We start from the raw sequence: 12,948 nt of genomic DNA, 5'->3' as shown, positions 1-12,948 counted from the left end.
GCATGCACCCGAACTCCGAAGCGACAGACAAGGCCACTGGGGAGGCGGCCGCACAGGCCGGGAAAGCGGCACGGAGCCGCGGCAAGGGCCGCTACCACCACGGGGACCTGCGCAACGCGCTGATCCACGCCGCCATCGAGCTGGCCCGCGAGGGCGGCCCCGACGCCGTGGTGCTGCGCGCCGCCGCACGCAAGGTCGGAGTCTCCGCCACCGCCGCCTACCGGCACTTCGACAGCCACAGCGATCTGCTGGGTGCCGTCAAGGACTACGGCCAGCAGCAGTTGGTCGCCTGCATGGAGGCGGGCGGGCGTGAGGTGCACGGTTCGGGCCCGGACGCGACCAGGCGCCGCATGCTGGGCATCGGCCGCGGCTACATCCGGTTCGCCAGGGAGGAGCCCGGCCTCTACTCCACGGCCTTCTGCCGCAAGGCCCTGGGCGGCTTCGGTATCACCGAGGACGGCGCCGTCACGGAAACCGAGGAGTCGCAGGGCTGGGAGGCGCGCTCGTTCGAAATGCTCACCGAGACCCTCGACGAGGCGGTCACCGTCGGCCTGATCACACCCGAGCGCAGACCCGGAGCAGAGCTGAGCGCCTGGGCCATGGTGCACGGCACCGCGATGCTCTTCCTCGACGGACCGCTGGACGTCCTCTCCGAGAAGGAGGCGGGCTACGTCATCGAGCGTGCCCTGCACGACATCGTCGCCGGTCTGACGGCGCCCTGACCGGCGGTCAGCCGGGCGAGGGGTTCTGCCGTTCCGCCTGCTGCGGCAGAAGAGTGGCGGGCCCGTGACGGCGTCGGCGCGGGCCCTCGCGGCGGGTGCGCGGTCCCGTTCCGGCCCGCGGGGCCGGTACCCGGACGGACGTGATCCGGCACTCGGACGAGGGCGCAATCCGCACCGCCCGGCCCGGAAACCGTGACCCGGGCGGACCCCGGTCCAGGGTCGTCACCCCCCGCACACCGGGTTGATGTACGGCGTAAGCTGTTTCGGTGCTGATTCGCGGTAAGTCGGGCGAACTGGGCCCGACCGGCCTGTGCCGCTGGCCGCTTTCGCAGGCCAGTGCGTGCGGCGTGTCCGAAATAGGATCTTCTGGTGCAGCGGTGTAGAAACGGAGATGTGACGGCAATGGCCATGGGCAGCACGTGGTGACCGCGGAGGAGGACGCGCACGCGAGCGCGGTGCTCTCCAAGGCCAAGGCGGAGAACTTCCCGGTGGCGCCCCGCTTCCTCCCCCGCGCGTGGCGGGACGATCTGATGGCCGTCTACGGATTCGCCCGCCTGGTCGACGACATCGGCGACGGTGACCTGGGAGCCTCCGGCCCGGCACACGCCTCCTCCCTCGGTCTGTCACCCGACCAGGCCGACGACCCGCTCGCCATGCTCGACGCGTTCGAGGCCGACGTCCACCGGGTGTTCGAAAACATCTCCTGGGGCGGCTCCCCGTCCCACGGGCCTTCCGATGACCGGTCAGGGCCCGGCCACCCGCTGCTGCGTGCCCTGGTCCCCACCGTTCGCCGCCGGGGGCTGACCCCGGAGCCGTTCCTCGGCCTGATCGAGGCCAACCGGCAGGACCAGAAGGTCCGCCGGTACGCCACCTACGGCGAACTGCTGGCCTACTGCGAGCTGTCGGCCAACCCGGTCGGCCGGCTCGTCCTCGCCATCACCGGCACCATGACGCCGGAGCGGGTACGCCGCTCGGACGCGGTCTGCACCGGGCTCCAGATCATCGAACACCTCCAGGACGTCGCCGAGGACCTGAACCGGGGCCGGATCTACCTGCCGGCCGAGGACATGGCCAGGTTCCGCGTCAGCGAGGCCGACCTCGCGGCGCCGACCGCGAACGCCTCGGTGCGCGCCCTGATCGCGTACGAGACCGAGCGCGCGCTGGGTCTGCTGGACGAGGGCACACCACTGGTGCGCAGCGTCCACGGCAGGCTCCGGCTGCTGCTCGCCGGGTTCACCGGCGGCGGGCGCGCGGCGGCCTCGGCCCTGCGAGCCGCACGGTACGACGTACTGGCGGGAGCTCCCCGGGCCGGCACCGCGAGCGTGCTCCGCGAGTCCTGGGCGAGCCTGCGAGGAGAGGGGTGACCGGGACGGTGGGGAAGATCGAGAAAGCCGCGAGAGCGGACCGGGCCCAGGCCAGGCCCCCGCAGCAGCTCCCCGCACAGGTGACCGCCGCCTACCGCTACTGTGAGGCCGTCACAGGACAGCAGGCACGCAACTTCGCCTACGGCATCCGGCTGCTGCCCGCCCCGAAGCGGCAGGCCATGTCCGCGCTGTACGCGTTCTCCCGGCGGGTGGACGACATCGGCGACGGCGGACTGCCCCGCGAGGCCAAACAGCAGCGGCTGGAGGAGACCCGGGAGCTGCTCACCCGGATCAAGAGCCGCGCGATCTCCTGGGACGACACCGACCCGGTCGCGGTCGCGCTCAGCCACGCCACCGGCCGGTTCCGGATCCCGCTCGACGCGCTGGACGAACTCATCGACGGCGTACTGATGGATGTCCGCGGCGCCACCTACGAGACCTGGGACGACCTGAAGGTGTACTGCCGCTGCGTGGCCGGCGCCATCGGGCGGCTGTCGCTGGGCGTCTTCGGCACCGTGCCCGGCGCACGCGACACCCCCCGCGCCTCCGAGTACGCCGACACCCTTGGGCTGGCGCTCCAACTGACCAATATTCTCCGGGACGTACGGGAAGACGCCGAGGGCGGAAGAACGTATTTGCCCTCGGAGGATCTCGAGAAATTTGGCTGTGCCGCGGGTTTTACCACCGTCACGGTGCCACCCGGCGCCGACTTCACCGGACTGGTCCACTTCGAGGTGCGACGCGCCCGCGCACTGTTCGCCGAGGGCTACCGACTGCTGCCGATGCTCGACCGCCGCTCGGGCGCCTGCGTCGCCGCCATGGCGGGCATCTACCACCGTCTGCTGGACCGCATCGCGGCGGACCCCGCCGCGGTGCTGCGCGGCCGTGTCTCCCTGCCGGGGCACGAGAAGGCGTATGTGGCGGTACGCGGCCTGTCCGGCTTCGACGCACGGCTGGTCTCCCGCCAGACGTCGCGGCGGAGCGCCTGATGCCGCTGCCGACGGGGCGCCGGGCAACCCACCGCTGCGGCGGGGCGTCCCAGCGGGCACGGACCGGACAAGCACCGGACTCAGGGGAGGAGCGTCCATGACGGCGGACGATGCGCGGTCCGGTGAGCGGCCCGGCGCCGCACGGCGCGCCGTGGTCCTCGGCGGCGGACTCGCCGGTACGACGGCCGCCCTGCGGCTGGCCGAGGCGGGCCTGGAGACCACCCTCGTGGAGACCCGGCCCCGGCTGGGCGGGCTCGCCTTCTCCTTCCGGCGCGACTCCGCCGCCGGACCGCTGACCGTGGACAACGGCCAGCACGTCTATCTGCGCTGCTGCACCGCCTACAGCTGGTTCCTGGAGCGGGTGGGCGCCGCCGGGCTCGCCCCGATCCAGGACCGGCTGGACGTGCCGGTGCTCGACGTCGGCACCGGCAGGCCCCGGCTCGGACGGCTGCGCCGCACCGCGCTGCCCGTACCCCTGCATCTGGCCGCGAGCCTCGCCACGTACCCGCACCTCTCGCTCGCCGAGCGGGGTGCGGTGGCCCGTGCGGCGCTCGCCCTCAAGGGGCTCGACCCGGCGGATCCGGCGCTGGACGCCATCGACTTCGGCACCTGGCTGCACCGGCACGGCCAGTCGGCCCGCACCGTCGAGGCCCTGTGGGACCTGGTCGGCACCGCCACCCTCAACGCGCGTGCGCCCCAGGCGTCCATGGGGCTCGCGGCGATGGTCTTCAAGACCGGGCTGCTCTCCGAGCCCGGCGCCGCCGACATCGGCTGGGCACACGTTCCGCTCGGCGACATCCACGACGTCCTCGCCCGCGCGGCGCTGGAGAAGGCCGGCGTGCGCACCCTGCTCCGTACCCGCGCCCGCGCTGTCGAGCCCGCCGAGGGGGGCGGCTGGCGGGTGACGGCCGATCAGGGCGGTAGCGGAGCCGAGGAGCTGAGGGCGGACACGGTCGTGCTCGCCGTACCGCAGCGCGAGGCCCACCGGCTGCTGCCGCCGGGTGCCCTCGCCGACCCCGGGCGGCTGCTGGACATCGGTAACGAGCCGATCCTGAACGTCCATGTCATCTACGACCGCAAGGTGCTGCGCAGACCCTTCTTCGCCGCGCTCGGCACCCCGGTCCAGTGGGTCTTCGACCGCACCACCGCCTCCGGGCTCACCGGCGGCGGCCAGTATCTGGCGCTCTCCCAGTCGGTCGCGCACGAGGAGATCGACCAGCCGGTCGCCGTGCTCCGCGAGCGCTATCTCCCGGAGCTGGAGCGGCTGTTGCCCGCGGCCAGGGGCGCGGGAGTGCGGGACTTCTTCGTCACCCGGGAGCGCACTGCCACCTTCGCCCCCGCGCCCGGCGTCGGCCGGCTGCGCCCTGCGGCGCGCACCCTGGCTCCCGGCGTCTTCCTCGCGGGCGCGTGGACCGCCACCGGCTGGCCCGCGACCATGGAGAGCGCTGTCCGCAGCGGGGTGACGGCCGCGCACGAAGCCCTCGTCGCACTGGGCCGCCCGCATGGGTCGGAACCGGTCCCCGGCATCGAAGGAAGGGCCCATGAGCACCACTGACGCAGAACGTCCGGCCGGCCCAGGCAGCACGGGCGGTACAGCCAGCACCACAGCACCGCACAGAGGAGACCCTGTGACCCCGCCGAACCGACAGCTCGTGAACGAGGACGACGAGGGCGTGAAGGGCGAAGAGGCCGGCCGCAGGGACGTGAGCGCACTGCTGGAGCGTGGCCGTACGCTCTCCACCCCCGTACTGCGCGCGGCCGTCGAACGGCTGGCCCCGCCGATGGACACCGTCGCCGCCTACCACTTCGGCTGGATCGACGCCGAGGGCCGCCCCTCGGACGCAGCGGGCGGCAAGGCGGTGCGGCCCGCGCTGGCGCTGCTGTCCGCCGAGGTGACCGGGGCGCCGCCGGAGACCGGTATCCCCGGTGCGGTCGCCGTGGAGCTGGTGCACAACTTCTCCCTGCTGCACGACGATCTGATGGACGGCGACGAGCAGCGCCGCCACCGTGACACTGTCTGGAAGGTGCACGGGCCGGCCCAGGCGATCCTCGTCGGCGACGCGCTGTTCGCACTCGCCGGCGAGATACTGCTGGAGCTGGGCACGGCGGAGGCCGGGCGCGCCACCCGGCGGCTCACGCTGGCGACCCGCAAGCTCATCGACGGCCAGGCACAGGACATCTCCTACGAACACCGCGATCTGGTGACCGTGGAGGAGTGCCTGGAGATGGAGGGGAACAAGACCGGCGCACTGCTGGCCTGCGCCGCCTCCATCGGTGCGGTGCTCGGCGGTGCCGACGACCGCACGGCGGACGCGCTGGAGGCGTACGGCCATCACCTGGGCCTCGCCTTCCAGGCCATCGACGACCTGCTCGGGATCTGGGGCGACCCCCAGGCAACCGGCAAGCAGACCTGGAGCGATCTGCGGCAGCGCAAGAAGTCGCTCCCGGTCGCCGCCGCACTCGGCTCCGAGGGCCCCGCCGCGGCGCGGCTCGCGAAGCTGATGACGGAGGACGCGAAGAAGAGCCAGGCGGAGTTCGAGGACTTCCACGAGACGGAGTTCGCCGAGCGGGCCGCGCTGATCGAGGAGGCCGGAGGCCGCGAGTGGACCTCGCAGGAGGCCCAGCGTCAGCACACCACGGCACTGGCGGCGCTGGACTCGATCGAGATGCCGGGCCGGGTGCGGGACCGGTTCGCCGCGCTCGCCGACTTCGTCGTCGTACGGCGGGGGTGAGTCGGACTCCCACTCGCGGCTCCGAGCAATCGGACACTTCGGAAGGAGAAGGGATGACAGCCACCACGGACGGACCCGCTGGACCCGGCGTCTCCGGAACGAAGAACAAAGAACGCGATTCTCCCGCCACCGTCCCCACGGGCACCGGCGACATCACCGCCCTGGCTGAGCGGACCGCGGCCCGCGCCGTCGAGCACCTGCTCGCCCGCCAGGACGAGGCCGGCTGGTGGAAGGGCGACCTGGAAACCAACATCACCATGGATGCCGAGGACCTGCTGCTGCGCGAGTTCCTCGGCATCCGCGACGAGCGGACCTTCTCCGCCGCCGCCCGGTTCATCCGCTCCCAGCAGCGCGAGGACGGCGCCTGGGCCACCTTCTACGGCGGACCGGGCGACCTGTCCACCACCGTCGAGGGATACGTCGCCCTCAAACTCGCGGGCGACGACCCCGAGGCCCCCCATATGATGCGCGCCGCGCAGTGGGTGCGCGAACGCGGGGGAGTGGCCCGCAGCAGGGTCTTCACCCGTATCTGGCTCGCCCTGTTCGGCTGGTGGCGCTGGGAGGACCTGCCCGAACTGCCCCCGGAGATCATCTACTTCCCCAAGTGGGTGCCGCTCAACATCTACGACTTCGGCTGCTGGGCCCGGCAGACCATCGTGCCGCTGACCGTCGTCTCCGCCTTCCGGCCCGTCCACCCCGCGCCGTTCCGCCTGGACGAGCTGCACCGCGATCCGGCGCGCCCGCTGCCGCCCACCCCGATGGCGCCTGCCACCAGCTGGGACGGCGCCTTCCAGCGCATGGACCGCGCCCTGCACGCCTACCGCAAGGTGGCCTCCCGCAGGCTGCGCCGCGCGGCGCTGAGGGAAGCCTCGCGCTGGATCATCGAGCGCCAGGAGAACGACGGCTGCTGGGGCGGCATCCAGCCGCCCGCCGTCTACTCGCTGATCGCGCTGCGGCTGCTCGGCTACGACCTCGACCACCCGGTGATGCGGGCCGGTCTGGAGTCGCTGGACCGCTTCGCCGTCTGGCCCGATGAACAGACCAGGATGATCGAGGCGTGCCAGTCCCCGGTCTGGGACACCTGCCTGGCCTCCATCGCGCTGGCCGACGCCGGACTGCCCCGCGATCACCCGGCGCTGGTGAAGGCCGCCGACTGGATGCTGGGCGAGCAGGTCGTACGCCCCGGCGACTGGTCCGTACGCCGCCCCCAGCTGATCCCCGGCGGCTGGGCGTTCGAGTTCCACAACGACAACTACCCCGACACCGACGACACCGCCGAGGTCGCGCTCGCGCTGCGGCGCATCCGGCACCCCGACCCCGAACGGGTCGAGCGGGCCATCAGCCGGGCCGTGCGCTGGAACCTCGGTATGCAGTCCGGCAACGGCGCGTGGGGTGCCTTCGACGTCGACAACACCAGCAAGTTCCCCAACCGGCTGCCGTTCTGCGACTTCGGCGAGGTCATCGACCCGCCGTCGGCCGATGTGACGGCGCACGTGGTGGAGATGCTGGCCGCCGAGGGCAAGCAGCACGACCCGCGCACCCGTAAGGCGATCTCCTGGCTGCTGGCCGAACAGGAGGCCGACGGCTCCTGGTTCGGCCGTTGGGGCGTCAACTACCTCTACGGCACCGGGTCCGTCGTTCCCGCGCTGGTGGCGGCCGGGCTGCCCACCTCGCACCCCGCCATCCGGCGCGCCGTCAGCTGGCTGGAGAGCGTCCAGAACGACGACGGAGGCTGGGGCGAGGACCTGCGCTCCTACATCGACACCGAGTGGATCGCAGCCGGCGCCTCCACCGCCTCCCAGACCGGTTGGGCGCTGATGGCGCTGCTGGCAGCAGGCGAGAAGGACAGCAAGGCCGTCGAACGGGGCATCGGCTGGCTGGCCGAGACCCAGCGCGAGGACGGCTACTGGGACGAGCCGTACTTCACCGGCACCGGCTTCCCCTGGGACTTCTCGATCAACTACCACCTCTACCGGATGGTCTTCCCGCTCACGGCACTGGGCCGCTATCTGCACGGTGACGGGCTGGAGCCGGTTGTGAGGCGGGACGCCTGATGGAGAGCCCGGAAGCCCCGGATCCGCTGCTGCTGACGTGTGCGCTCGGCATCGAGCACCTCGCGCTGCGCCGCGGGTCGGGGCGCCCGGGCCGCCCCGACCCGAACGGGGTAACGAGCCCCGGAAAAGTGCGACTGCTCCGCACCGGCATGGGCGCGCAGGCCGCGCGGCGCGCCATCGGCCGGGCCCTCGCCCAGGAGACCGTGCCCGGCGGCACCGCCGTGCTGGCCACCGGCTTCTGCGCGGGGCTGGTGCCCGGCATGCGGCCGGGTGACCTCGTGGTGGCCGACGAGACCCGCGGCTCCGGGGGCCGCACGCCCTGTATCGGAACCGAACTGCTGGCCACCGCGCTGGCCCGGTACGGCACCGTCCACGTGGGCACGCTCGCGGGCACCGACCATGTGGTGCGGGGCCAGGCCAGGGCCGCACTGCACGAGAGCGGAGCCATCGCCGCCGACATGGAGTCCGCCGCCACCCTCGACGCCGCCGCCGCGGGCACGGCCCGGCGTCCGGTTGCGGCCGTACGGGTGGTGGTGGACGCTCCGGGCCATGAACTGATCCGCATCGGGACTCTGCGGGGTGGAATATCGGCATTCCGCGTCCTTCGCGGTGTCCTGCCCGCATTCCTTGAATGGCACCGATCCCTGCTGCTCCCCTGGAGGTGAGCCAGAAATGGCCATGCCGCTCCGCCAGACGCTCCGTATCGGGACGTATCTCTTTCAGCAGAAGCTTCGCAAGCGGGAGAAGTTCCCCCTCATCGTGGAGCTCGAACCGCTCTTCGCGTGCAATCTCAAATGCGAGGGCTGTGGAAAGATCCAGCACCCGGCCGGGGTGCTCAAGCAGCGGATGCCGGTGGCGCAGGCGGTGGGGGCCGTGCTGGAGTCCGGGGCGCCGATGGTCTCCATCGCGGGCGGCGAGCCGCTGATGCACCCGCAGATCGGGGAAATCGTGCGGCAGCTGGTGGCCCGGCGCAAATACGTTTTTCTTTGCACGAATGCCATGCTGCTCCGTAAGAAGATGGACGAGTTCAAGCCTTCCCCCTATTTCGCGTTCGCCGTGCACATCGACGGCCTCAGGGAACGGCACGACGAATCCGTCGCGAAGGAGGGGGTCTTCGACGAGGCGGTGGCGGCGATGAAGGAGGCCAAGCGCCGCGGCTTCCGCGTCACCACGAACTCCACCTTCTTCAACACCGACACCCCGCAGACCGTCATCGAGGTTCTCAACTACCTCAACGACGAACTGAAGGTGGACGAGATGATGGTCTCGCCCGCCTACGCCTACGAAAAGGCACCCGACCAGGAGCACTTCCTGGGCGTCGAGCAGACCAGGGAGCTGTTCAAGAAGGCGTTCGCCGGGGGCAACAGAGAGCGGTGGCGGCTCAATCACAGCCCGCTCTTCCTCGACTTCCTCGAGGGCAAGGCCGATTTCGACTGCACCGCCTGGGCCATCCCCAACTACTCCCTCTTCGGCTGGCAGCGCCCCTGCTATCTGATGAGCGACGGATATGTGCCCACCTACCGCGAGTTGGTGGAGGAGACCGACTGGGAGAAGTACGGCCGCGGCAAGGACCCCCGCTGCGCCAACTGCATGGCCCACTGCGGATACGAACCGACCGCCGTACTGGCCACCATGGGCTCCCTCAAGGAGTCCCTGCGCGCCGCCCGGGAGACCGCCGGCAGCAAGTCACACTGACAGTTCGCCAGAGCAGGGGGGCCGACCATGTCCTTGCTGGAGTCCATCGACGGGCCGCGCGACCTCGACGCGCTGTCCGAAGCGCAGCTGGAGGAACTCGCCGGGGAAATCCGGGAGTTCCTCGTCCACGCGGTCTCCAAGACCGGTGGCCATCTGGGTCCGAACCTCGGTGTGGTCGAGCTGACCATTGCTCTGCACCGGGTTTTCGATTCGCCTGCCGACCGCATTCTGTGGGACACCGGGCATCAGTCGTATGTGCACAAGCTGCTGACCGGGCGGCAGGACTTCTCCAAGCTGCGGGCCAAGGGCGGCCTGTCGGGCTACCCCTCGCGCGCTGAGTCGGCGCATGACGTGATCGAGAATTCGCATGCGTCGACGGTGCTGGGCTGGGCGGATGGTCTGGCGAAGGCGAACGAGGTGCGGGGGCGGGATGACCATGTGGTGGCGGTCATCGGTGATGGTGCGCTGACGGGTGGGATGGCCTGGGAGGCGCTGAACAATATCGCGGCGGCCAAGGACCGGCCGCTGGTGATCGTGGTCAACGACAACGAGCGGTCGTACTCGCCGACGATCGGCGGTCTGGCCAACCACCTCGCCACGCTGCGCACCACCGACGGCTACGAGCGTTTTCTTGCCCGGGGTAAGGATGTGCTGAACCGGACTCCGGTGGTGGGCAAGCCGTTGTATGAGACGTTGCACGGTGCGAAGAAGGGGTTGAAGGATTTCATCGCGCCGCAGGGGATGTTCGAGGATCTGGGGCTGAAGTATGTCGGTCCGATCGATGGGCATGATGTTGCGGCGGTGGAGTCGGCGTTGCAGCGTGCGAAGCGGTTCGGTGGGCCGGTGCTGGTGCACTGTCTGACGGAGAAGGGCCGTGGTTATCAGCCCGCCCGCCAGGACGAGGCCGACCAGTTCCACACCGTCGGCAAGATCGACCCGGTGACCGGCGAACCCGTCGGGCCGTCCACCGGGCGCTCCTGGACCTCCGTCTTCGGGGAGGAGATGGTCCGCGTCGGAGCCGAGCGGCCCGATGTGGTCGCTGTGACGGCGGCCATGCTGCACCCCGTCGGCTTCGGCGGCTTCGCCGAGGCCTATCCGGACCGGGTCTTCGACGTGGGCATCGCGGAACAGCACGCCACCGTCTCCGCCGCCGGGATGGCGACCGGTGGTCTGCACCCGGTCGTCGCCGTCTACGCCACCTTCCTCGGCCGTGCCTTCGACCAGCTGCTGATGGATGTGGCGCTGCACAGGTGCGGCGTCACCTTCGTGCTGGACCGGGCCGGGATCACCGGACCCGACGGCGCCTCGCACCACGGCATGTGGGACCTGTCCGTCCTCCAGTGCGTGCCCGGACTGCGGATCGCCGCGCCCCGCGACGCCGAGCGGCTGCGCGACGAGCTGCGCGAGGCACTCGACGTCGACGACGCGCCCACCGTGCTGCGGCTGCCCAAGGCCGAGGTGGGCGACCCCATCGAGGCGGTGCGGCGGGTCGGGGGCATGGACGTGCTGTACGAGGACGAGCGCGCTGACGCCCTGCTGGTCGCCGTCGGCGCCATGGTGCCCGTCTGTCTGGAGGCGGCCGCGCTGCTGGCCGAGCGGGGCATCGGCGCCACGGTGGTGGACCCGCGCTGGGTCAAACCCGTCGACCCGGCGCTGGTGCCGCTGGCCGAGCAGTACCGTACCGTCACCGTCGTGGAGGACAACGGGCGTACCGGCGGTGTGGGTTCGGCGGTCGCCGAGGCGCTGCGGGACGCGGGTGCCGAGGTGCCGCTGTGCTCCGTCGGGCTGCCCCAGCGCTTCCTGCCGCACGGCAAGCGTGCCGAACTCCTGGCCGAGCTGGGGCTGTCGCCGGTCGAGATCGCCGCCCGCACGGGCCAGGAGCTGACCCGGGCCGAACAGCGCGAACGGTCCCGGCGCGAGCGCTGGGAACGGGAGGGCGGCCGGCGGGGCGCCGCACGCGTGGGCGCGGCCCGCACGGGTGAGGGGAGTATAAGGTGACCGGCTTCGACCTGACGAAGCTGCTGGCCGAGCGGAGCGGCGAGCGCTACGAGCTGCATATGCGCCATCTCAACCACCAGTTGCCGCGCATGCTGCACACCATCGGCTTCGACAAGGTCTACGAGCGCGCCGAGGGTGCCTACTTCTACGACGCCGAGGGCAATGAATACCTCGACATGCTCGCCGGGTTCGGCGTCATGGGCGTGGGCCGCCACCACCCGGTCGTACGGCAGGCGCTGCACGATGTGCTCGACGCGCAGCTGGCCGACCTCACCCGCTTCGACTGCCAGCCGCTGCCCGGGCTGCTGGCCGAGAAGCTGCTTTCGTACGCGCCCGGGCTCGACCGGGTCTTCTTCGGCAACAGCGGAACGGAGGCCGTGGAGACCGCGCTGAAGTTCGCCCGCTGTGCCACCGGCAGGCCCAGGGTGCTGTACTGCGCACACGCCTTCCACGGGCTGACCACCGGCTCGCTCTCCGTCAACGGCGAGGACGGATTCCGTGACGGCTTCGCGCCCTTGCTGCCCGATACTCCCGTCCCGCTTGGCGATCTGGCCGCGCTGGAGCGGGAGTTGCGCACGAAGGACGTGGCCGCGCTGGTCGTCGAGCCCGTCCAGGGCAAGGGCGTGCACGCGGCTCCGCCCGGCTATCTGCGCGCGGCGCGGGAGCTGTTGCACCGGTACGGGGCGCTGCTGATCGCCGACGAGGTGCAGACGGGGCTGGGCCGCACCGGCGACTTCTTCGCCTACCAGCACGAGAAGGACGTGGATCCCGACCTGGTGTGTGTGGCCAAGTCTCTCTCCGGCGGCTACGTCCCGGTCGGTGCGACGCTCGGCAAGGAGTGGATCTTCAAGAAGGTCTACTCCTCGATGGACCGGGTGCTGGTCCACTCCGCCAGCTTCGGCTCCAACGCGCAGGCCATGGCGGCGGGACTGGCCACCCTCGCCGTCATGGACGACGAACGCCTCACCGAGAACGCCCGCCGCACCGGCGATCTGCTGCGCAGCCGGCTGGAGGCGCTGGTGGACAAGTACGAGCTGCTGCACGAGGTGCGTGGCCGGGGGCTGATGATCGGCATCGAGTTCGGCAAGCCCCGGTCGCTGAAGCTGCGCAGCCGCTGGACGATGCTCCAGGCAGCGCGCAAGGGGTTGTTCGCGCAGATGGTGGTGGTCCCTCTCTTGCAGAAGCACCGCATCCTCACCCAGGTCTCCGGGGACCATCTGGAGGTCATCAAGCTGATCCCCCCGCTGGTGATCGGCGAGGAGGAAGTGGAGCGCTTCGTCGACGCGTTCACCCAGGTCATGGACGATGCGCACAGTGGAGGCGGGCTCATGTGGGACTTCGGGCGCACGTTGGTCCGACAGGCGGTGGCCCATCGCTGAGGGGGGCTGCCCTGT

General features: G+C 71.1%; 10 protein-coding genes. All 10 read left to right on the top strand.

Annotated features, from left to right (window positions below; all coding sequences use genetic code 11):
• The first annotated feature begins 2 nt into the window (after positions 1-2).
• The 10 genes from ACQEU8_RS06165 (at position 3) to ACQEU8_RS06120 (ending at position 12,933) form a co-directional block, all read left to right on the top strand.
• On the top strand, positions 3-722 hold the full coding sequence (locus ACQEU8_RS06165; RefSeq protein ID WP_433097627.1) for a TetR/AcrR family transcriptional regulator: 720 nt from the start codon (positions 3-5) through the stop codon (positions 720-722).
• 419 nt (positions 723-1,141) lie between these two features.
• Positions 1,142-2,086: a squalene synthase HpnC gene (gene hpnC, locus ACQEU8_RS06160; protein ID WP_433097625.1), complete on the top strand. Its 945-nt coding sequence runs from the start codon at positions 1,142-1,144 to the stop codon at positions 2,084-2,086.
• A 17-nt stretch (positions 2,087-2,103) separates the two neighbouring features.
• The gene (gene hpnD, locus ACQEU8_RS06155; protein ID WP_433102181.1) at positions 2,104-3,075 is read left to right on the top strand and encodes a presqualene diphosphate synthase HpnD; all 972 of its coding nucleotides are present in this window, start codon (positions 2,104-2,106) and stop codon (positions 3,073-3,075) included.
• A 97-nt stretch (positions 3,076-3,172) separates the two neighbouring features.
• Positions 3,173-4,630 (top strand): hydroxysqualene dehydroxylase HpnE, encoded by a 1,458-nt coding sequence (gene hpnE, locus ACQEU8_RS06150; RefSeq protein ID WP_433097623.1) that lies wholly within the window; start codon positions 3,173-3,175, stop codon positions 4,628-4,630.
• On the top strand, positions 4,617-5,807 hold the full coding sequence (locus ACQEU8_RS06145; RefSeq protein ID WP_433097621.1) for a polyprenyl synthetase family protein: 1,191 nt from the start codon (positions 4,617-4,619) through the stop codon (positions 5,805-5,807). The genes hpnE and ACQEU8_RS06145 overlap by 14 nt, the downstream gene beginning before the upstream one ends.
• 53 nt (positions 5,808-5,860) lie before the next feature.
• Positions 5,861-7,861, top strand: coding sequence for a squalene--hopene cyclase (gene shc, locus ACQEU8_RS06140; RefSeq protein WP_433097619.1), 2,001 nt, complete (start codon positions 5,861-5,863; stop codon positions 7,859-7,861).
• Positions 7,861-8,526, top strand: a complete 666-nt coding sequence (locus tag ACQEU8_RS06135) for a 1-hydroxy-2-methyl-2-butenyl 4-diphosphate reductase (RefSeq protein WP_433097617.1) — start codon at positions 7,861-7,863, stop codon at positions 8,524-8,526. Before shc ends, ACQEU8_RS06135 begins: the two co-directional genes overlap by 1 nt.
• A 7-nt stretch (positions 8,527-8,533) precedes the next feature.
• Positions 8,534-9,556: an adenosyl-hopene transferase HpnH gene (hpnH, locus tag ACQEU8_RS06130; RefSeq protein ID WP_433097615.1), complete on the top strand. Its 1,023-nt coding sequence runs from the start codon at positions 8,534-8,536 to the stop codon at positions 9,554-9,556.
• A gap of 27 nt (positions 9,557-9,583) precedes the next feature.
• A complete protein-coding gene (gene dxs, locus ACQEU8_RS06125; RefSeq protein WP_433097613.1) occupies positions 9,584-11,554 on the top strand; it encodes a 1-deoxy-D-xylulose-5-phosphate synthase in 1,971 nt (656 codons plus the stop codon).
• Positions 11,551-12,933, top strand: coding sequence for an aspartate aminotransferase family protein (locus ACQEU8_RS06120; protein WP_433097611.1), 1,383 nt, complete (start codon positions 11,551-11,553; stop codon positions 12,931-12,933). The genes dxs and ACQEU8_RS06120 overlap by 4 nt, the downstream gene beginning before the upstream one ends.
• Positions 12,934-12,948: the final 15 nt, after the last annotated feature.

Source organism: Streptomyces sp. CA-250714 (genome assembly GCF_050936705.1).
GTDB lineage: Bacteria > Actinomycetota > Actinomycetes > Streptomycetales > Streptomycetaceae > Streptomyces.
Note: the sequence above shows the minus strand (reverse complement) of the source record. Positions and strands in the feature narration are given on the sequence as shown.